We start from the raw sequence: 21,042 nt of genomic DNA on the forward strand, positions 1-21,042 counted from the left end.
CTCCTCCTGGAAATAGGAGGAGTTTGAAAAATTGGATACACTAGGGAGTGGTGTGAATGGTATAGTTGGGGGCTTCTTTGGTAATGACCACGTTATGAGGATGGCTCTCCCGCAGACCGGCGGGAGTTATCTGGATGAAACGCCCCTTTGCCTTCAATTCCTCGATACTGCGGCAGCCACAGTAACCCATGCCCGCTCGCAGCCCACCTATTAACTGAAAGACCATATCCGACAAAGGTCCGCGGTAAGGAACCCGCCCCTCTACCCCCTCGGGCACCAGCTTAGGGCCATGATCTTGGAAATAACGCTCGGCACCGCCTTCGCGCATGGCGCCCAGCGATCCCATACCGCGGTACACTTTGTAACTCCGACCCTGGTAAATCTCCAATTCCCCAGGGCTCTCTTCGGTACCGGCCAGTAGGCCGCCCAGCATCACCGCGTCGGCCCCGGCGGCAATGGCTTTGGTGATATCGCCGGAATACTTGATACCGCCGTCAGCAATAAGACGCCGACCGAAGCGCTTGGCCTCCTGGGCACACTCGTAGATGGCGGTTATCTGGGGCACCCCCACCCCGGCGATCACGCGGGTGGTGCAGATGGAACCCGGACCTATACCCACCTTGACCGCATCGGCACCCACCTCAAAAAGTGCCTTTGCCCCTTCCGCCGTGGCCACGTTGCCCGCCACTAATTGGAGCTCCGGGTAGCGCTGCTTGATGGTTTTCACCGCCTCGATGACTCGTGTGGAGTGGCCGTGCGCCGTGTCCACCACAACCGCATCCACCTTGGCGGCAAGCAGCGCTTCTACCCGGTCCATAAATCCCGTCCCCACACCCACTGCCGCCGCCACTACCAGGCGCCCCTGGGAGTCCTTGGCCGCGTGGGGATACTTTTGCGACTTCTCAATGTCTTTAATGGTGATAAGGCCCCGGAGGATAAAATTCTCGTCCACCAGAGGCAGCTTCTCGATCTTGTAGCGGCGCAATATTTCTTTGGCTTTTTCCAGCGTGGTTCCCACCGGAGCGGTAATGAGATTTTCCTTGGTCATCACATTCCTTATGGGCTGATCGAAGTCGGTCTCGAAGCGGATGTCTCGGTTGGTGATTATTCCCACCAAGCGGCCGTTTTCCTCGACGATCGGCACTCCCGAAATACGGTAGCGTTCCATTAACGCCATGGCTTCGCGCACGGTATTTTGGGGTCCCAGGTGGAAGGGGTCGGAAATAACCCCGTGTTCGGAGCGCTTGACCCGATCAACTTCTAGCGCTTGCCGCTCGATGCTCATATTTTTGTGAATGACCCCGATCCCCCCCTCCCGCGCCAGGGCTATGGCCATCCGCGCCTCGGTCACCGTGTCCATAGCGGCACTCACAATGGGAATATTTAGCTTGATTTGATTGGTAAAATAAGTGGTGGTATCTACCTCGCGGGGAAGCACGGCCGATGCTGCCGGCACCAGCAAGACGTCATCAAAAGTCAAGCCCTTCCGGCTGAACTTTTCAGGATCCATTATCTTTCTCACCCCGCCCTTCCGCGATATGGGGATTATTATAGCATACCATCACGCCAGCACCAAAGAGCGTCCTCGCTCGGGCCACACCACCTGGAACTTGCCGGTGAAGCGTTGAAAGAAATTTTGGTCTTCCGTATGCACCGGTATCAGAATCTCCGGCGCAATGGTCTCCACCAGTTCCTCCAATCCCGGCCCGTGAATATGGCCGCTAGCATGAAAACCGGAGCCTTCCCGCTCACGCCCTAGCGACCCGTAAAGTTTCAAACCGAAAAACTCAATCCAGTTCCGCACCCTTTCCTGATCCACCAGCATCTCCTCGTCGTAAGCTTCGCTGGAGGAGTAGATGTAAGTGCCGCCTCTCGGCTCAATATCCAGCAGAGCGTGGAAATCATAATAAGAAAAGCAGAGAAGGAAGCCGCCGGGATCATCCTTAACTTGAGCTGCTTCCACCACCCTCTCCGGAGCTCGCTGGTTGAAGCGAGCGATTGCCCACTCTTCCCAGGGCTTGCGGAAGGCCTTGGGGCGAAGATAAAGGGCTATCCTGGGATCAGCCACAGGGTCGGGGATCTCATGCTCCCCCGCCGCCCGCAGCGCCTCTAGTAGATACGCGTCCTTAGGGGTAAGGGCCAAGAGTCTCCCGGTCTCCCCGGCTATTTGGAGAAAGGCCAATAGACGCTCCACGTTGCGGGGACCGAAATCGGCTATCACTAATCCCGAAGTTTTTCTAACCACTTCGTAGCAGTTAGCAGCCACCGCCTCCTCCTGCACGGGCGAATCGATTCCCGGATGGGTGCCCTCGCAGATCAAAACCCTCGGGCTTAGCTTTTCTGCCTCTTGCATAAAGCGGCGGGTGAAATCGGCTCGCCGCCCGTGCAGGCGTAGGTCTCCGGTGTAGACTATCCAACCTGCTCTCGTGTGGATGGCGAAAGCACCCGCGCCGGGGATGGAGTGGTCCACCGGAAAATAACGGAGGGAGAAATCCCCTAGCTGGGCTTCCTTTCCTAGAGCGCGAAGGGGTGAAGGGTTAATTTGGCGAGAAGTCACGGCCCGATGCCAGAAAGAGTGGACATTTTCGGGCAGCGCGGCCGCCATTACGCCGAAAGGGCGCTGTTGATAGGGCACGCAGCGGTGGTTGGTAGCCCGGATCAGCCCGTCTTTGAGCTCGCGGGGCAACACATAGCAGAGCTCCACCCCCCCGGCGGAGGAGTCCTGCATCGCCTTCATGATCAAAGCGGTGGAGAGAGAAGTGATTATGGGCACATCCGGACGCACGTAGCTCAGACAACCGCAATGGTCAAAATGGGCGTGGGAGAGCAGAATAGCCAGCACTTCCACTTCCCGGCACCAGGGATGGTCGGCGTACTTGGTCCAAATGCCGGGTAGCTCCAGGTCGGTGCGATAAATTCCCGATAATGGAGGCAAAATTTCCAGGGCCAGCAAATCGGCCAATCCCAGAATACTCCGAGGGCGCAGAAACTCGTCAAAAAACCGGCCTTCAGCGCCGAAATTAGTGCCGAAATCCAGAAATAAGCCTATCCCGTCCTGCTCCAACAGGATTTTATTGCCCCCAATGCAGGCCACACCGTCGAAAAAAGTGAGTTGTACCGTCACCCTGACCACCCCGCTAGCCCTCACCCACTCTCCCCCACTATTCTCCGCTCCGGCGGCGTTCCCCTGTTAAAAAGGTGGGGGGCGGAGTTAAAAATTGCTCTGCGGTGCCGAGTCAGTCTTGGAGTTCGGAGGCGGTCTGCTGCCCAGCGCCTGCGCGTCTCCCACTTTTATCCAGTGGAGTCCAGGAATGAAAGTGAGGCTGCCGGTAAAAATAAGTAAAAATAACTAGAGGTATGACCGTGGGAGCAAGTAAGGGGGTTAAGCTTTGAAGATTGCGATTTCTTCCCAGGGCGACACTTTGGAGGCGCTGGTAGAGCCTAATTTTGGTGAATCCAGCTATTTCCTTATCTATGACACCGAGAGCGGAAGCTGCCAGGCTATTCCTAACCGGATGCGCGAGGAGGAAGAAACAGGACTTAAAATAGTGGAAATGTTGAAAGAGCAAGGGGTAGAAGCGGTAGTCACTGGCAATTTGGGCCCCAACGCTCTGCATTCCATCGCTGCAGCGGGGATAGAGAGCCGCATCGGAGCCGGGGGCACGGTCAAGGAAGCGATACAGGCTTATTTTCGCGGCGAGCTCTCCCCTGGCACCTACGCCGGAGGCGGGTTTTGCCCCAGCCCAGACCGCGCCGACCTGGACGGGGGCCAGATACCCTGAACGATTTCAAAATGATAGCTTGACTTATCTACCTGAAAATGTAATAATTCTTTAAAAGCATTTTTGGGTAGAGGAGGGATGCCGAGTGGCGAAAGATACTTGCATTAAAATAGCGGTATCAGCCAAAGGCAATCGTCCCGATTCTCTGGTAGAGCCTAATTTCGGTGAGGCTGAATACTATCTAATTTTCGACGCTGAAACCAAGGGATACCAGGCGTTTCCTCACCCTGCCAAAGGGGAGCCGGAGGCCGGTATCAAAGCCGTGGAACTCCTTAAAGAGCAAGGCGCTAAGGTTATCGTTACCGGCAACCTGGGTCCTAACGCCTTCCAGGCCATCGCCGCGGCGGGAATGGAATGTCGCATTGGGGCCGGGGGCACGGTGCAAGAAGCCATTGATGCCTACTTCCAGGGGAAGCTCTCCAAGGGCACCTATCCTGGTGGTGGCATTTGTCCGGGATCTGACCGGTAAATTACGCGCATAAAAATAAAAGGGGAGAAAAAATCTCCCCTTTTATTTTTTTTAGCGCTCCGGCACAGGTTAACCGTAACTCTTGACGGCGCGAAAGGCGGAAAATTTTACTTTGCGCTAGGATGAGTTTCCAGTTCTTCGGGATTGGTTTCGGCCAGCATGTTTTTCGCCCGCGCTACATCTTCATCCGAGCCGTGAGCGATGACCAGATATTTGCCACCCTTCAACTTCTCCTCGTATTTGAGCACGTGCTCGCGGGACACTCCCCAACCGGCCAGAGCTCCTAAGATTCCGCCACCTGCAGCTCCGGCCAGCGCGCCCTCTATGCCTCCCAACAAAACCGAAGCCAGCGAACCCGCCACCACTACTGGCCCCACCACTGGAACCCAGAAGAAGCCGGCCCCCACCAGCAGGCCAAAGATGCCGCCTGCCCAGGCGCCGATTCCGGCTCCGCTCTTGGCAATGTCGCCGGCGGTCACGAAACCGTGGATTTTCTCCTCGCTGGTGAGATCCTGGGCTACGATTGAGAGTTGCTGGGCCGGAAAGCCGTTCTACAACTCATAGACAAATATCCCGTTGAGATACTGTCCGGTTGCTTCCTGCTTCGACGAGGAGGTGCTCGTAGACCGGTTTCCCGTTCCGCCGCAGAGCTCCTCTCCACAGGCGTCACTTCCCGCAGAACTTGCGGTAGGGCAGCTTACACGCCAGCTACCAGGGCGAATTTGAGCAGGTTCTTCGCCGCGTTTTCGTCCCGATCGTGGCGAGTGCCGCATACCGGACACGTCCACGCCCGGACGGAAAGCGGGAGTTCGGAAAGAACATGCCCGCAAACGGAGCACGTCTTCGAGGTCGGTTCAAAACGGTTCACCTTCACAAGCCGCACGCCCCAAAGCTTGGCTTTCGCTTCGAGAAGCACCCGGAAGGTGCCCCAGCCGACATCGGCGATGTGCCGGGCAAGGCGGTTGTTCTTTAGCATTCCCGCAACATTCAAATCCTCGATCGTGATCACCGGATGCGTCCGAACGAGCTCGGTCGTGAGTTTGTGGAGGAAGTCCAGCCGGATGTTTCGGACTCGGCGGTGGAGTTTGGCGACTTCAAGGCGCACCTTCTCGTAGTTCTTAGTGCGCTCGATGAGCCTTCCGTTCTTGTCTCGCACGCCCCGGCGGGAAAGACGCCGCTGAAGTCTTCTCAATCGACGAAGCGCTTCCCAAAACGGCTTAGGTGCCCCAACTTTCCGAACCGCTCCCCCTCCGTCCGCGATCGTGGCGAACGCTTCGAGACCAATATCAATCCCTGCCACTGATCCCTGCGGTGGAAGGAGTTCGGGGATCTCTTCTTCCACCGTGAGGCTCACAAACCACCGATTGGCTTCGCGGCTTACGGTGGCGTGAAAGATGCGCCCTTGGGGAAGATACATGCGAACGCGGTCGTTCTTCTTCTGGCGAACGGGCTTCTCTTTTAAACGCACAGCTCCGATCCGGGGGAGCACGATGTGCCGCGTTTTCCCGGGATAACGCCTATCGTTCCCGTCCAGAAGGAGCCGAATCGTGCCGGAACTGTTATCCAGCCTGAAACTGTCCCGCTGGTCGTGTTTGCGGCGGAACTTTGGATAGCCAACTTTTCTCCCAGCCCTTAGGCCGCGGAAGAAGTTTTTGAAGGCCTTCTCCAGGTCTCGGAGCGCTTCCTGCGGCGCCCACTTGGAGACTTCGTACATCCACGGGAAGTCCGTTTTCTTAAGACGGTTCAGTTCGCGGTGGAGTTCGACGGCGTTCGTACTGCGGCCTTCGTTCTCGTAGATTTTCTTCCACCGCGCAAGGCCCCAGTTGTAGGCAAAGCGGACAGCCCCGGCGTGCTTGGCAAGGAGAATCCTTTGCTCGGTGTTGGGATCGAGTTCGTACCGGTAGGCTCTACGGATCTTCACGTTGAAGCACCTCCAGCGCCTTTTTTGCCCGGCGTCTCGCAGAACGCTTGCCATAAAGACGAGCGGCCAGGGAGGTGAGCGCTTCGGTCATGTCGTGTACCAGGTCGTCGTCCACTTCTCTTTCTTCGACCACCAGAATGCGGCGTCCTTGCGCCCGAAGAGCGGCTTCGATAAATTCAAAGCCAAAGCGCGTGAGCCGGTCCTGGTGTTCCACGACGATCGTCGTCACGTTCGGGTCGGAAAGCAGTTTGAGGAGTTCCTTCCGCCTGCCGTTTAGACCGGACCCGATCTCCTTCACCGTCTTTCCGACCGAAAAGCCTCTGGCATTCGCGAACTCCAGGAGCCTTACCACCTGCCTTTCCAGATCGGCCTTCTGGTCGGAAGACGACACCCGGGCGTAGATGGCAACGAGACCTTCTTTCACGGTTTCGGGTTCGTGAACTAGGATCGTCCCCGAAGGGGTGATTTCAAACGGCACGGGCATTTTGCCTTCTTTGACCCAGCGCCACGCTGTCTTGTAGGTGATCCCGTGCTTTTTTGCCCATTCACTGAGTTTCATGGGCATACTTTATCATAAAAGAGAACAAACATCAATCGTATCTTTAGCTGCTAGCTACCCTTAGCGGGCTTATAACCTTACCAACCCCGAAGTGCGAAGGAACATGTAGACGGCTAGCAGTATCACGAAAACGGCGAAAATCCGCGTGAGGGTTCCCGGCTTAATCTTTTTTGCTATCTCCACTCCCACCGCTATGCCTAGCACCGCGCCCAGACAGCCAAAGAGCCGGGCCCAATTCTATAGTGCTAATCCCACTCAGCCGTGACAGCACTCCCCATAAGCAGTTGAGTGCGATAACCAGTAGGCTGGTAGCGATAGCGTGTTTCATGGGAAAGTCCAGGATCAGAGCTAGCACTGGCACGATGAGAAAACCGCCGCCCACACCAAAGAAGCCGGTGAGTAGACCAATTAGCAGCCCTGCCCCGCTGAACTTGAGCCAAGCCTTAGCTCCCTTGACTTTACTAAAGCTGGGGAGTTCGCTACCACCGCCATAGTGTTTTTCCCGGAACATCAGCCCCCCGACGACCAGCATCAGCGCTGCGAACAGGTACAAAATAACGGTTGACGAAACCAGGGAATTGAAGTAAGATCCCAAGAAAGCTCCGATAATTCCTGTCAGCGCCAGAAGAAAACCTATTTTCCAATGCAAGTATTTCTGGCGACCGAATTCGTACTGCACCGCTCCAGCCAGAGCTCCCACTCCCACGATGACCAAGCTGGTCCCGGTGGCTTCATGGGCGTCCATACCCAGCAAATAAAGGAGAATGGGTATGGTGATAATAGAACCACCTGCTCCGGTTAAGCCCAGAGAGAGGCCGATGACCGCACCGTACAAAATTTCCAACAGCATACGCCGTTTCCAATCTTAGGCGCCTTTATGTTCTTCTAGTTCCTCCGGCGAAGTTGCCTTGAGTACGTCCTTGGCTTTGGCTACTTCTTCGGCTGAGCCGTGCGCTACCACTAAGCACTTTCCCTCTTTTAACTTTTCTTCGTACTTGGCCACGTGGTTGTGGGACATTCCTAAACCGATCAGAGCTCCTAGTAGTCCACCTTCTGCGGCCCCAGCAGCCAAACCACCCAGGAACAGCGAGGTTAGCGAACCAGCGACCAGCACTGGTCCCACGGCCGGGAGCCAGAAGAAGCCAGCCCCCACCAGCAGGCCAAAGATGCCGCCTACCCAGGCGCCGATTCCGGCTCCGCTCTTGGCCACGTCACCAGTGATAGCGAAGCCGTGCACCTTCTCCGTTCCGCTGCCTAGATCTCGAGCTATGACCGAGACCCGCTGAGCCGGAAACCCCTGCTCGATAAGTTTTTTTACCGCCGCTTCCGCCGCATCCACCGTTTCATAAATTGCCACTACACTTTTCTCTGCCATAAAACCCTAACCTGGTTCGTAAAACCTACCTGACTCTAAACCTCAGGCAGGGACCCCTCCGAACCAGGCACGCACCTCCCTTTCCTGGAAAATTTTTTAGCGCCCAGGGGTCCGATGCTGAAAATCCCACGTGCCCTTATAGCTAGGGTTCAGTTTATTGGCAGGAAAAGCAAAAGTCAAATCCCAAAACCAGCCAAAATGCAGCTTGTCAGGCGTTATGAACTCTTCTCGTTCCTATAAGAGCGTGCTTCCCTTTTCACAGAATTCCATCGAAATTTCAGCGAAAGAAGCTTATGTGCTGCTCCCCCGTATCCGCCTAGCTTCTTTCCCGATTTTTCTTATCACCCTTGATTAGACTCGCGTCCAGCAATAGACTGTAGCGAGAGAGCACCCGGTAGGGTAGCGATAAAATGCGTCTTAATCGCGTGGAAAGATTTTTGGTCAGCCATCCAGCTCGCGCCTGGCTACTACGCCTCTTTTACCTGGGGCTATTAAAGCGCCGATTGGGAATGCGGCTAGAGGGGAAAAAGGTTCTGGAAGTGGGCTGCGGCGCTGGGGCCATGACTCGCTTGATCCTGGAGTTAGGAGCGGACAGGGTGCACGCTTTTGATATTGACGAGGGCCTGGTAGCGATAGCTCAGCGGCGCCTGGCTGCGTACGCTTCCCGCCTGAAAATTTACGTAGCCGATGCTACCAAGATACCGGAGCCCGACGCCAGCTTCGACGGAGTCTTTGCTGTGGGCGTGCTCCACCACATTCTCGACTGGCGGTCCGCTCTCAGCGAAATTGCCCGGGTGCTGAAGCCGGGTGGCTTTTACTATTTTGAAGAGGTGCCCCGGGAAGGGTTGGAAAGTTGGTTCAGCCGTACTTTCCTCGAGCACCCGACCGAGGACCGTTTCACCAAAGAGGACTTTCTAGCAGAATTGGAAAAACTGCAGCTGAAGCAAAATCTTCAGGTAGGCACTGTGGGGCGGATCTATTTCTACGGTCTGAGCCATAAATCGCTAGAAGAGTAGCTCTGCTTCCGGCGGTTGGCTTCCATCCCTCCCTATCTTCGCGGTCACAGCAAAAGTTTTTTCATTTCCTCCTCGCTCACGTCGTACCAGAGTTCGTAGGCGTCGGCCACGGCGAAGCGCCAGCCGCTTCGTATGTTGGGGCAGTAAATGGCTTCCACATAGGGCGCCACCCTCTCCAGAGCGCCCCAGTGGGCCGTGGGCACGGCCACGATTATACGGTCGGTCCCCAGCTTTTTCAGGGCCTTAATGGCGGTGAGCATGGTGAAGCCGGAAGCCAGACCGTCGTCCACCAGGATCACCGGCCTCCCTTTGAGTTCGGGAAAGGGGCGGTCCCCCCGTAATTCTTTGACCCTCCGGGCCACCTTGGCCGCCGTCTTTTGTCGCCCCTCCTCTATTTCTTCCTCGGTCAGTCCGTAGTAGGAAATTAACTCCTGGTTTAAAAGCACCGTGCCGTCGAAGGCCACCGCCCCGTAGCCGGCCTCGGTAGTCCAGGGTAGAGTGATTTTACTCACCACCGCCACGTCGAGCTCCAGCCCCAGTTCCTCGGCCAGGACCGCAGCCACCGGTACTCCACCCGCCGGGATGGCCAGGACCAGAGCGTTGGAGCCCCGGTACTTCTCCAGCATTCCGGCCAGCACCCTCCCCGCCTCCTCCCGGTCGGCGAAAACCCTCTCTTTCCCCCGGAGCTCCGGAAGATCGTAAACTTTCTTCTCAGCGGACATCCTGTCACTCCTTCCTTTCCGGGCCATCCTACCAGGTGTTTCTTCGCTCAGCCCTGCTACCATAATACAACAGGAGATTTAAGCTTCGGAAAAATGCCCGGCGAAGGGCGCGCACCGGTGGCTTACAAGCTCTTGACGCGCACCCTTTTCTTGCCTATATTGAACTCAACCCGCAAGCTTAGACTTGTTTCCTTTAACGAGGAGGTTTTTGGCCGGTAATGCAGGTGTGGCTGGAAATAGGGACGCTCAAGCTTAAAATCGCCCTCAACCATACTTCAACCGCCCGGGAGGTGTGGGAAGCCCTGCCCCTTGAAGTCAAGGTCAGCACCTGGGGCGACGAGATCTACTTCGCGACGCCTTTGGAGCTCCCCCAGGAGAAGCCGCAAGAAACGGTGGAGCTCGGGGAGGTGGCCTACTGGCCTCCGGGCCGGGCTTTATGCGTCTTTTTCGGCCCTACCCCCATATCGGGCCCGGGGGAGATCAGGCCCTATAGCCCCGTCACGGTGATAGGAAAAGTGGTAGAAGGGGAACTTGAAGCCCTGAAGGGAGTGCGCGACGGCGAAAAGGTGAGGCTTACCAGGGTTGAAGGGTAGGAAGCTCAGCGCTCCGCTTCTACCAGGGCCATAAGCCCCTCTACCGCGGCGTCAAGCCTCGCCCGCCGGTCATCATTAAGCTCGTCCTGCCAGCGGCGCGGTATGGCCCTGTACCCGTACATCACCCCGGCTAGGCCCCCGGTGACCGCCCCGGTGGTGTCGGCGTCCCCGCCCAGATTGACCGCCTTTACCACGGCTTCCTCCAAGCTTTTCGAGTGGGCCGCGCACCACAAAGCGCAGGCCAGGGTGTCCACCGTGTAGCCGCTGGGCTGCATCTGCTCCTCCGGCCAGTCAAGCACTCCTGCCAGTTTCCCCGCCAGCAAAGAGGCCGCCCGGCCTACCTCGCCCGGCGGCGCCTCTTTTTGCATCTCGGCCAGCGCCCGGGCAAAGGCCGCTGGGAGCTCCTTCCCTTCCAGGAGGCCCTGCACCGTGCGGCAGTACAGGAAGCACGTGAACCCCGCCTCCGGGTCCCAGTGCGTCATGCGGGCTATTTCCATGCACCACATATAGAGCTCGGCCGGGGCCGGGTAAGCGAAGGCCAGCGGAAGTGTCCGCATGAGCGCCCCGTTGCCGGCGGTGAGCTTCAGGTGCTGGTGTACCTCCCTGGCCGCCCGGTGCCAGTCGTCTATCTGGTAGCGATCTCTCAGAAAGGTGTAGACCAGAAAGGTCGAGCGAACGATGTTCCCGATGTCCGGGGGATCGGTGGCCCACCAGCGCAGAAAAGCCTCCCCTATGTGCGGCACCGGATCGGCCGGGTCCTTGATTACCCCCTCGGCTACAGCCAGCATCATCTCCGTGTCGTCCGTCCACTCTCCGGCCTTAAGCCACCCGTCAACCATATCCTGAAGAATACCATGGCGCTCCTGGATCTCCGCTCGGGACATCCCCTCCACCGGAGCTCCCAGCGCATCCCCCACCGCCAGCCCGTAAACTCCACCTCTTATCCTCTCGGCCAGCGATATCATGACTATCACCTCTCCTTGCTTCCCGGCTTCACATCCTGCTCCGGCTGCACCAGTACCTCGGAGAGAAACCCCGCTATCCTTTTGGGCGGCAAGTTCGCCACCGCCGGTTTTTAGTGGCGTCTCTCCGCTACTACCATATCCTTGTCTCCGCCCTGGCGCTGAACGGTGAGGCGCCCATTTTCTTCTATGGCCCAGGGAGTTATATTTCTTAGGCGAAAGGGGAAAAGAGCTGGTGGCGCAACCAGCTGGTTCAGAGGATACAGGGTGACCCCTCTGGCGATAAGGGTTGCTTCTACAAGCCAAGCGGCCAGCCTTTCGTCCTCGATCTCGCGCACCGGGCCACCCTGATAAACGCCTTTGCGAGGGGTATCTTGGAGAACGCCCCAATCAACAAAGCAGCGGATTACCCGCCGGGCAGCCCGAGTTACGGTCTCCCTTTCGCCCAACTGTTCGCACAGCCGCCTTAGAACCTGCGCCCGCGCAACCGAACCCTGCAGAAGCAAAAGCTTCCCTACGATCTCGGCTACGGCGGCAACAAAGGGATAAACTGCCATGGTCATACCCCAGTGCACGGCCAGGCGGAGCTCAGGAATTACGGCTTGAAGTAACTTTAGCCCGTCGTTTCGAAACTCCACCAGGGACTCGGGAGGTGATGACCAGATCTTTAGCAGAATGACAATGGCTTTTTCCCGGTTACCAATAGTAGGAAAGTCCCGGCCCACCGAAAGATGCTTTTTCAGGAGCTCTTCGAGCCGAGCCTTGATTTCCTTCCTCGAACGGCCTTCTATTACCAGCTGAGCAGTGTACTCGAGCCACTCGAGCCTTATCCGCTGGCTGAATCCCACCTGTGCTTTCACAAGGTTTTCCCCCTAACGCGCTCTACGTGAACAAAAGGGACGATTACCTCCTCCACCGAGATCCCCCCGTGGCAAACCACCTTCTCCCCCTTAGGGCAGAAGGCGGAGCGGCCAGCCGCCAGCAAAGGTAAAAAATTATCGGGAAGCCCGATGGATTCCCATTCCAGGGCCTCCGGGAACTGCTCCTTGGTCCGTTTTCTCAGACCTTTATCGGAATAGATCCGGGCCCGGTAGCCCCGGTAGTCAACTGTCGCTCCTTCTGCCGGACGTCCTATACCTTGCGCCTCGAGGTTGCCGTGATCTGAAGTCAGAAAAACTTCAAATCCCTCTTCAACGAGAAACTCCAGCAGTTTGCCTAGATAGCTCATTTGTGCCCACTGGCGCACCTGGTTGTGCATTCCCGCCGTTCCGAGCTCTACCCCATGCATGATCTTATCCACCTTTTGTATCACCAAGCCCAAGACGGAGCTTCGCCGCTCAAGGATTTCTCCTACTTCTTTTCCTGGAGACTCGTCGCCAGCTACGTTCAGGTAGCCTATCTCGCCTTCTCTCAAGCCCTGGTCGGCCCAGAAACGAAGCCACAAAGAGCATTCCTTACCAGTGCTATCGAGGTAGCTCGCGAAAAATAAAGGTGGTTCTCCTGCAAATATAGCTTGGCGGGAAACTGAGGTCAACGTAGGAACCCAGGCGAAAACTGCGCTTTCGTGGAAGCGAAACTGAGGCCATCTATCTGCAAGGACTTCTTTTACGACCAGCCACTGGTCCAGAGCAAGCCCGTCCACCACAATCAGGGCCAGCTTTTCAAATTTCTTCTTATCCCGCAGGTAGGCAAGATAGCGAGGAATATGGTGAACCATTGCGGGAGGAACGGTCGGCTGGTTGTAAAGAGCGCTGTAACGCTGCTGCATCCAGATTAAAAAGGCCTTGTCCACCTGCCGGCGGAGATTGCCGTACATTTCGTCTGCTTGCTTTGCTTTTTCTTCCAGATGCTCTCCGGGGGCTAGAGGGAGTTCGAAATATAAAACGGTAAGTTCTGCCCAACGCCACGCAAATTCCAGCCATTCGTGGTAGCGGGCGTGGTCTTTAGGTATCGACTTTTCCGCAGCTGCGGCCAAGCTTAAGAACCGCTCCCACGGGTCTTTTTTGAGGCCCACAGATACCCACTGATCGGCCAGCCTGCTCGCCTGCGGGTGGGGCACGGGAGTTAGATACCCTTCGAGGAAAAGATTGTCCATGTAGGGCCTGAGCTCTGGGTGATCGAAGGGGAGCAATAAAGGCCCGTCAAAGCGCAGGTCATAGGTAGCTACCGGCTCGGCGGCAAAACTGTTCCCGTGAACTAGGCGGTCAAGAAAGATTTTCCACCTCTCTTGCAGGAAGGCAAAGAAAGCTTCTTGATCGGAAACTATCTGCTCCAGCGGCCACTCAGTAAATCCTCCCTTGCTTTGCAGGACTTGGATAAAACGTTCTTCTAAGATTTCGGGCAGGCGCCGCCTTTGATAATGATGCCGGATGAGAACGTGAAGGAGTTCATGAGGCTCCCTTATACGCTCCGGAAAAATTCCGAACACGTGATTTAAGACAAAGTCTTTGGTGGCGTTGTCCCCTAATCTGCTATGGCAATGTCCTTGGCAGGCTTCGTAAAGGGGTTCGAAGTCCGCTCGATCTAGTTCTACCAATATCCGGTAGCTTAGCTGAGGGAAAATGTCAGCCAGGCTGAAGGAGACTCTTCGCCCGGTCTGCCAGAGGTCGTAAGGGAGGCAGTAAAGGTTCGAGGTCTGAACGATCACCACCAGCCCCAGAGAGCTGTCTTGTTTCTGCCGCGGCTTGTACTTGGATTCATAAAGGAAGCGGAAGTGCACCGGATCGTCGTAGATGATAACCTCGTAGTTGCGCTCCCGGAGGGTGCGAAGAATTTCTTCTTCTACCAAAAGTCTATCTGGATCGGCAACCAAGATTAGTTCCCCTGCTCCCGGCTCAAATTCGCTTAGGACAAGGTCGCGCCAGCTCTCCATTTAGTCCAAGCCCCCTACCACCCTGACCACGAGGAGAGGCACCATTTCCGGCACCACATCGGCCTTTTTCCCAAGTTTCCTTAGCCACTCTTTCTCTTCTTCCTCCAACTTGGCCAGGCGATGGCTGCGCACAGCGGGCAGGCCAAGTCGCATCACAGCTTGCCTCCTGGCGCTGAAAGTGTACATGCCTTTTTCTCTTTCGTGGTTTAAAAAGTCCTGGTGGGCCCTCAGGAGCTCCTCGTAAACTGCGTGCCCTTGCTTTTCGGCAATTTCCCGAAGGCGGTTGAACACCTCAACAGCTTCCGGACCTCTTAAGTACTCCTCGGGCTCCTGCAGTTCGCCGGAGAGCAACCGATCCCAGATACGTTGCGCTGCGGGTAGAAAAGTCCGCCCGTCGTCATGCAGGAAGAGGGGAATCTCACGCTGCTTGCGCCAGGACTTATCGGCGGTGCAGACGGCTATTTTCCATAAAGACCAGAATCCTCGCACCTCTTCCGGCAGATCGGCCAACCGCATGACGGGAATCGGTTGTCCTGGGAAGAAAGGCGAAAGCTGGGCCACGAGACGACTCACACGGGGATCTTTTAAGGCCAGGTAGGTCGCAGAAGGTGTGACTTCGGCCTCTCTGGCGGTAAATACCACATTTTCCTGCTTTTCTCCGTCGGGCCAGATGAGGCTCCAGGTTCGCCCTTCCCGTTTGGCCTGGCCGTGCGCCTTCAAATAGGCTACGGTCATGGTTTCCGTCCAGTATTCGATGCGCGGGTCTATCAACTGCGAAATTCGGGCGGGGTCAAAGGCTTTTTCTCCTTCTAGAAGGGAGGAACTCTCCCGCATCACTTGGGCCTGTTCCTGGAGGGATTTCAGGAGGGAAGAAACCTTATCTTCTAGTTTTTCAGGCTCCATTAAGGCATCTAGATACAGCTTATCGAAAATCTTTTCGGCCTCGGCCGAATCGAGCACGTCTGCCGTTTTGTCCACGCCAAACTCCTGCAGAATTACCGCCAGCTTCTCCTGCAGGACTTCTTGGACGCGGTGCTCCACCGTGCTCTCCAGAACGAAGTTTATCGCGCGGACTGTTTTCTTTTGCCCTATGCGGTCCACCCGGCCGATGCGCTGCTCGAGCCGCATGGGGTTCCAGGGAATATCGTAGTTTACGACCACGTGGCAGAACTGGAGATTGACCCCCTCTCCTCCCGCGTCGGTCGAAATGAGGATCTGCGCCTCACGCGCAAAGGCTTCCTGCACCTTCTGCCGCTCTTCCAGGTCCATGGAGCCGTTGAGGCAGACCACGGAAAAGCCTCGCTCTTGCAGGAAATCTCGCAGCATCTCCTGGGTGGGTACAAACTCGGTAAAGATCAAGATTTTCAGCTCGGGGTCGGCTTCTTCCTGCTGCAACCGGTAGATCAGCTCTAAAAGGGCCTCGGCTTTGGCATCGGGTCCGGCCGCTTCCGTGCGCCTGGCCGCCTCCAGAAGGGTTTTCACTTCCGCCCGTTCGTTCTTAAGGGCCTGAAGGCGGGAGGCCAGCAGCAAGTCCATCTGCTCTTCGCCGTCGAGCTCGGCCCACTCCTCCACAGAAGCTACCGGGAAAAGCGGGAACCCCTCCGGCGGAGCGCTTAGAGCTTCTAGCCGCCGCTCTAATGCTGTGCGGATGGCTCTGGTGCTGGAGGTCACCAGGCGCTGCATCAAGATCATTAAGAAGCCCAGGTAATTTTTCTTTTCTTTTAGCGCTTGGTTGTAACCCTGACGCACGTATTCCGTTACCGCTTCGTAGAGGAGGCGCTGCTCCCGGTGCCGCTCTCCCCAGGAGATGGGTAAAAGCCGGGTCTGCCTAGGCTTGAAAAGGGGTTTGCCTTCTAAATCTACGGCTTGGCGCTTTTCCGTCCGGATAACGTACTTGCGCACGCGTTCCCGGGTTACGCTTTCCCTATCTGGAAAGGCTTCCGGGTCTAAAAGGGTCAGGAGGCGGTGAAAGGAATCGGTCTTTCCCTGGTGGGGCGTGGCCGAGAGGAGCAGGAGGTAAGGGGCGGCTGCTGCCAGGCCCTGGCCCAGCTTGAAGCGGGCCACCTCGTCCGTGCTTCCTCCCAGGCGATGAGCCTCGTCCACGATGATGAGATCCCAGCCGGCGGAGATGAGGTCTTCAAAGCGCTCACGGTTGTAGGCTGCCACTTGAGCTGCGCCCCAGCTCCGCCGTTTCTCTAAAGGTTTTACGGAATCCATAGGGACCACTGCCTGGTCCACGTACATCCACGGGTTGCCGCCTGCCAAGCGCCGCAAAGCTGCTAGGCCTTCCGGCAGCACCAGCTGGAAATCTTCGTTGAAATGCAGGCACATCTCGCTCACCCACTGCCGTACCAGGCCCTTGGGGGCCACCACCAGCGTGCGGCGCACAAGCCCCCTGAGCTTAAGCTCCTGCATGATGAGCCCGGCTTCGATGGTCTTGCCCAGGCCCACCTCATCGGCCAGAAGGTAGCGAATTCGGTCGCCGGAGACGGCCCTGGACAAAGCGTGAATCTGGTGGGGCAGCGGAATTACCGAGGCCGAGAGGGGAGCCAGCAGAACCCCCTGGGCCAGTGCTTCTTCAATGCGGGCTGCAGCCGCCACGCAAACCAGGTGGTGCGCTCCGAGGGAAGAGGCGTGCTCTTCCAGAGGTACGAGCTCCTCCGCCCGCACCCGCACGACGACACCCTCAACGGGCAACCAGACGCGGCAGAAGGTCTGACCCCAGAGGGTTTCTGTTTGGAGCAGGTAGCAGGGTTGGTTGTGGATAACGCTATAGCACTCACTAAAGCTCGTCTTCATGTACCGCATATTTATGCTGATATTCCTCCAAAGCCGCATCTAATTCTTTCAACGCTCCTAACACTTCTTCTGGAGACCGGGGAGAAACTGCGTTTACCCTTACGAGTTCTAAACTGTGATTCAAACCCAGAGTTAGCAATTTCTTCAACAAATCTTTGTCGTTTGTAGCAAAAATATCGCATCCCGAAGCTAGGGCGGCAAACACTATATCAGTATCTTCTGGGGGGAGGTATGTATCTTCTAGCAAAATGCTCCTTTCCATAATCTTTCGAAAAAGTCGCTCTTCGTATATCATTTCTATTCCTGCTCGCTTTCTAATGATTTCTAAATCCTTATAAAAATCTCGTAAATAGGATTTGGTCAGTGCATAAAACTGTTTCATCCGCAGTATGTCTCTTGCCTCTCGATCCTGGCTTGGCAAGCTAAAAACAGTTTCCATCTCCGGAAGAGACGTTCCCTGATATTCTTCTGCGATTCCAAATTCAAAATTAAGATCGTATCGGTGCAGGGCTCTTTTCAAATCCGCCACTTCTTCGGAAGAAAGATTAAGAATGTCTAAAATTTTAAAGATTATCTGCCGAGCGATCTCTTTAGTATGGTCGCCTGTGTACTTATCCTCTTGACCTTTCTGCTCAGCCTTCTTCCATTTGCTAACGCACTCGCAAATCGTTTGTACATTCAGAAAATGCCTTTTATAGCCGTTCTTCAGCTCATTCCAACATTTTTCAAGGATAACGAACTTAATAGGAAAAGGGTATGCGGTGTATTTGAAAAATACATTGTGTTTAAGAAAGAAAATCAGCACGTTTGTGTCAAGAAAAACATGAACAGCCTTTTCATTCTTTTTATTCTTTTGCATAATATACCCCTTCATCGCTGGCAGTTCACCATAAGATAGATCCGCCACTCACTCCTCCCCCACCCTCGTGAGTGCCTGGTCGTACCACATGAGGAGTTTGGGGTCTTCCTGTAGGACGCTTTCCGGGATTTTGCGGGCGACTTCGATGATGGTCTGGTAGTCGCGCTCCTGCCAGGCTTTCCTGAAGCCGGCGCGCACGGCCTCCAGACGGAAGACCTTGAGCCTACGGCCGGTGAAGTTGCGGTACTCCTCGAATTCTTTGAGCAAAGCCTTTTCCCTGAGCTTCTCCAGGTCGGCCGCCTTGTTGGGGTCGGGCACATACCAGCGGTCCTTGGCGGCAGCGATGAGCTCCGGATCGTCGGTTTCAAGGCCCATGGCGGTCATGCGCCCTTCATCTTCCAGCTTTTTGATCTTGTCCCGGTACTTCTCGGAGCACTTGAGCCAAGAAACAATTTGCGCCGGAATGGGCCCTTTGCCCTCGTAGCAGAGGAAGTTCTGGGCCAGAAGTTCTTTCAGCTCCAGGGGCTTTTCGTGCCTGTGCCAGCCACCAATCTGTTTAATAAACTCCGGGTGGAGCTCCTGAAAGGTTTGAGGCTTTTTGGCCAGTTCGCGCCTGAGCCACTGGATGGCGCTGGCTTCGTCAACAACGAAAAGCTCGAGCTGGGCCAGCTCTTTGGCTTTAAGGCGCCTTTTGTCGTACTCCACCACCTGTTCGGGCAGGAAGTACATGCCGTCGCGCTCCAGGAAGCGCTGCTCTAGTCCCTTGTAAAACTCCGCGGCGGAAAGGGGCACCAGCACTCCCCGCTGGACGTGAAAGGCCACCATGCGGTCGTAGAGCATGTGGGCCATCCGCTCCTGTAGGACCTCCAGGCGACCGCCCTTTAAAGCCGGGATGGGCAGCTGCTTTAGGTGGGCGCGGACGAAGTCCCACACGCCCTCTTCCGTGCCGGCTTTGAGCTTGAAACGCTCCTCCAGACCTTCGTTGGGTTTGTAGGCGGAGATGACCAGGTCCACCTTGACCGTACCGCTTGAGGTTACCTGGTTAAAGGTTCCTTGCTTTCTGTCCAACATGCGTACATCGGCTATAACAAATCCCGCTTCCTGGATAGCCTCCTGGATGGCGTTCCAGACGCTGTTCTTGGAGTTGTGAAAGACCACCGTCATCCAGCGCCCGGGCTTTAAAACCCGGTAGTACTCCTTAAAACAGCGGGTCATGATCTCCTGGTACTCCCGAAGGCCCTTGCCCTGCGCCTGGTTCTCCACCGCCTCTTGCTTGTTGTTGGTGAAAACTTTTAGCCAGGCCTCCCAGAGGAAGTTGAGTTCGGAGTACATCAGGTTGCCGCCGAAGGGGGGGGGTCGGTAAAGATGTAGTCTATGGAATTAGCAAAAATGGGGAGTTTAGTTGCAGATTGACAAGAATAAATATATGTAGGATAACTCTTAAAAAAATTAAATAAGTACCAGGCTTTGATAATCGTGTTCAGTCTATTTTCATAAGCAAATATTGGCCTCTTTTCAACATTAAGACTTGGAATATAAAGTGTACCAGGCGTTCCTGTTACGAAAGGTCCTCCACCGCCTTTGAAGTAATAATTAACTATAACACGGCTCAATTTAGATGTTTCATTGAGTATTGCTGAAAAAATGATTCCGTGATTAGCCTTTCTTAAAGCCCCCAGAACCCACAAGTTCCGCTTCGTATAAAAATGGTGCACGTGGGTGATGCCTACATTCAACGGATCACGGGTTTTTTCTCCCTCCGGCATCCGATCGGTCGGGTACCAGTAAGGGATATCAAGGTTCTCTATCTTCTCGATGAGCGCCAGGTCAAAGGCGTCCGGCTGCTTTTCAAAGCGCTTCTTGCCCACGCTGTAGTTGATGAGCACCGGCACCTGCTTGGCCTGGCGCACGGTCTCCCCTATGGCCTTATCGAACCTCAATACCCAGGCCCGCTCCATGCTGCGCTTGGTAAGACGAGCGCCGCAGTGGGGGCAAGGAAACTCATCGCGCACCTTCCCCGCCTCTTTATCCACCGCCGCCTCCCAGAAAACTACTTCTCCGGCGCAGGAAGGGCAGATGAAGACGTCCGACCAGACGGTGTAGTTGATCCGGCCCCAGGGAAGGTCCGGGCTCCCCTGCTTGCGCTCGGGGAGCTCATCGAGTTCCTTAAGCGCCCTCTGTATCTGCTCTTCCGTGGGGTTGTGCAGGGTCAAGTACATCCAGCCGCACTCGGCCTCCACCTCTTCCAAAATACGCCGCGCCTCGCGCGCAAAAGCTGCCACATCCACCGGGGTGTTGTAGTTGTGAGCGATGAAGGTGGCCGCCGGAGACAAATCGTTCAAGATAGCCCGACGCGCTCCCAGCTTGGAAAAGGGCCTCCAGACCGTTTGGCCGTTCTCCTCCTCAGGTTTTAAAATGGTGCCGTCCGCCTCCACCCGGTAGCCCAGGGCCTCCACCGTTTTTTTGTCCCCGCACAATTGAGCCGCCACCCCGGTCATGCCCGTGCCGCAAAAGCCGTCGAAGATCAGGTCCCCAGGCTCGGTGTAGTGCAGGATGTAGCGCATAATGGCCTTGTGCGGCACTTTGGTGTGGTAGGAGTGGGCGTTGTAGATGGGATCGTTTTTCCCCTCGCTCACGTCGGCGGCAAAGGGTTCGCGGCGGTAGTTATCAGTTTCTGGATCGTAAGGCTTGCCGTAGTGCCGGATGAAATCCTCTACGAAGGGATTGGGGCAGGTGGTGTAGTAAGGTGGATCGGAAAGACGCAAGATATCTTCCATCTTCCCCTGCGGGAAGCCCACTTCATCCTTCCAGAGTTGCAAAAGATCTTTATGCGGCTCGCGCCGGGCCGCCCTGGCCATCCGCCGGACCAGCTCTTTTAGCTGCTCCTCATCCCCCATCGGCCACTTCTCAATTGACTGCAGGCGTGCCACTGCGTCCTCCACGCCGGTGAAAGGCACGCCGCCAAGCTTAGCCTCCAGCTCTTCTAGAGATTCGCGCAGCTTGCCCAGGAAATAGGCCCGACGCGCCTCCTCAGATTCAAAGGTCAGCCCCAAACATTCCACTGGGCCCTGCTCTAAAGACTGCTTTCCCGGCGCAAAAAGTTCTAGATCCAA

At 56.0% G+C, this 21,042-nt stretch carries 18 protein-coding genes and 1 pseudogene; 4 read left to right on the forward strand and 15 right to left on the reverse strand.

Features of this window, described 5'->3' with window-relative positions:
- Nucleotides 1–40: 40 nt before the first annotated feature.
- A complete protein-coding gene (guaB, locus tag ACTLLP_RS04320; protein ID WP_441061158.1) occupies nt 41–1,510 on the reverse strand; it encodes an IMP dehydrogenase in 1,470 nt (489 codons plus the stop codon).
- Between the two features lie 51 nt (nt 1,511–1,561).
- On the reverse strand, nt 1,562–3,148 hold the full coding sequence (locus ACTLLP_RS04325; RefSeq protein ID WP_441061161.1) for an exonuclease: 1,587 nt from the start codon (nt 3,146–3,148) through the stop codon (nt 1,562–1,564).
- Between the two features lie 241 nt (nt 3,149–3,389).
- On the opposite strand from ACTLLP_RS04325, the gene ACTLLP_RS04330 reads away from it, so the two are divergent.
- Nucleotides 3,390–3,782, forward strand: a complete 393-nt coding sequence (locus tag ACTLLP_RS04330; protein ID WP_441061163.1) for a NifB/NifX family molybdenum-iron cluster-binding protein — start codon at nt 3,390–3,392, stop codon at nt 3,780–3,782.
- An 85-nt stretch (nt 3,783–3,867) separates the two neighbouring features.
- Nucleotides 3,868–4,251 carry a NifB/NifX family molybdenum-iron cluster-binding protein gene (locus ACTLLP_RS04335; protein WP_441061166.1) on the forward strand — a complete coding sequence of 128 codons (384 nt, stop codon included), beginning with the start codon at nt 3,868–3,870 and terminating at the stop codon, nt 4,249–4,251.
- Between the two features lie 107 nt (nt 4,252–4,358).
- Here the strand turns inward: ACTLLP_RS04335 and ACTLLP_RS04340 are convergent.
- The 5 genes and pseudogenes from ACTLLP_RS04340 to ACTLLP_RS04360 all read right to left on the reverse strand — a co-directional run.
- A pseudogene (locus ACTLLP_RS04340) lies at nt 4,359–4,790 on the reverse strand (hypothetical protein); the annotation flags it as partial.
- A gap of 158 nt (nt 4,791–4,948) precedes the next feature.
- Nucleotides 4,949–6,172: an RNA-guided endonuclease InsQ/TnpB family protein gene (locus tag ACTLLP_RS04345; RefSeq protein ID WP_441058453.1), complete on the reverse strand. Its 1,224-nt coding sequence runs from the start codon at nt 6,170–6,172 to the stop codon at nt 4,949–4,951.
- Nucleotides 6,159–6,731 carry an IS607 family transposase gene (locus ACTLLP_RS04350; protein WP_441061169.1) on the reverse strand — a complete coding sequence of 191 codons (573 nt, stop codon included), beginning with the start codon at nt 6,729–6,731 and terminating at the stop codon, nt 6,159–6,161. Before ACTLLP_RS04350 ends, ACTLLP_RS04345 begins: the two co-directional genes overlap by 14 nt.
- A 160-nt stretch (nt 6,732–6,891) precedes the next feature.
- The gene (locus tag ACTLLP_RS04355; protein ID WP_441061172.1) at nt 6,892–7,581 is read right to left on the reverse strand and encodes a sulfite exporter TauE/SafE family protein; all 690 of its coding nucleotides are present in this window, start codon (nt 7,579–7,581) and stop codon (nt 6,892–6,894) included.
- A gap of 15 nt (nt 7,582–7,596) precedes the next feature.
- Nucleotides 7,597–8,106: a general stress protein gene (locus tag ACTLLP_RS04360; protein WP_441061174.1), complete on the reverse strand. Its 510-nt coding sequence runs from the start codon at nt 8,104–8,106 to the stop codon at nt 7,597–7,599.
- A 410-nt stretch (nt 8,107–8,516) separates the two neighbouring features.
- On the opposite strand from ACTLLP_RS04360, the gene ACTLLP_RS04365 reads away from it, so the two are divergent.
- On the forward strand, nt 8,517–9,122 hold the full coding sequence (locus ACTLLP_RS04365) for a class I SAM-dependent methyltransferase (protein ID WP_441061177.1): 606 nt from the start codon (nt 8,517–8,519) through the stop codon (nt 9,120–9,122).
- A 44-nt stretch (nt 9,123–9,166) separates the two neighbouring features.
- Here the strand turns inward: ACTLLP_RS04365 and ACTLLP_RS04370 are convergent, their stop codons facing one another.
- Entirely contained in the window at nt 9,167–9,844 is a 678-nt protein-coding gene (locus ACTLLP_RS04370) for a phosphoribosyltransferase (RefSeq protein ID WP_441061179.1), read from the reverse strand.
- A gap of 218 nt (nt 9,845–10,062) precedes the next feature.
- Here ACTLLP_RS04370 and ACTLLP_RS04375 point away from each other — a divergent pair, with 218 nt between their 5' ends.
- Nucleotides 10,063–10,437 (forward strand): cyclophilin-like fold protein, encoded by a 375-nt coding sequence (locus ACTLLP_RS04375; protein ID WP_441061181.1) that lies wholly within the window; start codon nt 10,063–10,065, stop codon nt 10,435–10,437.
- A gap of 5 nt (nt 10,438–10,442) precedes the next feature.
- On the opposite strand, the gene ACTLLP_RS04380 is transcribed toward ACTLLP_RS04375, so the two are convergent.
- The 7 genes from ACTLLP_RS04380 to ACTLLP_RS04410 all read right to left on the reverse strand — a co-directional run bounded on the left by ACTLLP_RS04380 (nt 10,443) and on the right by ACTLLP_RS04410 (nt 21,042).
- Nucleotides 10,443–11,402 carry an ADP-ribosylglycohydrolase family protein gene (locus ACTLLP_RS04380; protein WP_441061630.1) on the reverse strand — a complete coding sequence of 320 codons (960 nt, stop codon included), beginning with the start codon at nt 11,400–11,402 and terminating at the stop codon, nt 10,443–10,445.
- 110 nt (nt 11,403–11,512) lie between these two features.
- Entirely contained in the window at nt 11,513–12,259 is a 747-nt protein-coding gene (locus ACTLLP_RS04385) for a hypothetical protein (RefSeq protein WP_441061183.1), read from the reverse strand.
- Nucleotides 12,256–14,271 (reverse strand): BREX-3 system phosphatase PglZ, encoded by a 2,016-nt coding sequence (gene pglZ, locus ACTLLP_RS04390; protein WP_441061185.1) that lies wholly within the window; start codon nt 14,269–14,271, stop codon nt 12,256–12,258. The genes ACTLLP_RS04385 and pglZ overlap by 4 nt, the downstream gene beginning before the upstream one ends.
- On the reverse strand, nt 14,272–17,079 hold the full coding sequence (locus tag ACTLLP_RS04395) for a DEAD/DEAH box helicase (RefSeq protein WP_441061188.1): 2,808 nt from the start codon (nt 17,077–17,079) through the stop codon (nt 14,272–14,274). It abuts the gene before it with no gap.
- Nucleotides 17,054–17,977 carry a hypothetical protein gene (locus ACTLLP_RS04400; RefSeq protein ID WP_441061190.1) on the reverse strand — a complete coding sequence of 308 codons (924 nt, stop codon included), beginning with the start codon at nt 17,975–17,977 and terminating at the stop codon, nt 17,054–17,056. Before ACTLLP_RS04400 ends, ACTLLP_RS04395 begins: the two co-directional genes overlap by 26 nt.
- Entirely contained in the window at nt 17,978–19,261 is a 1,284-nt protein-coding gene (locus ACTLLP_RS04405; protein ID WP_441061193.1) for a hypothetical protein, read from the reverse strand.
- Nucleotides 19,261–21,042 (reverse strand): DNA methyltransferase, encoded by a 1,782-nt coding sequence (locus ACTLLP_RS04410; RefSeq protein WP_441061196.1) that lies wholly within the window; start codon nt 21,040–21,042, stop codon nt 19,261–19,263. Before ACTLLP_RS04410 ends, ACTLLP_RS04405 begins: the two co-directional genes overlap by 1 nt.

Origin of the sequence: Desulfothermobacter acidiphilus (assembly GCF_052073645.1) — a bacterium.
GTDB lineage: Bacteria > Bacillota > Desulfotomaculia > Desulfotomaculales > Ammonificaceae > Desulfothermobacter > Desulfothermobacter acidiphilus.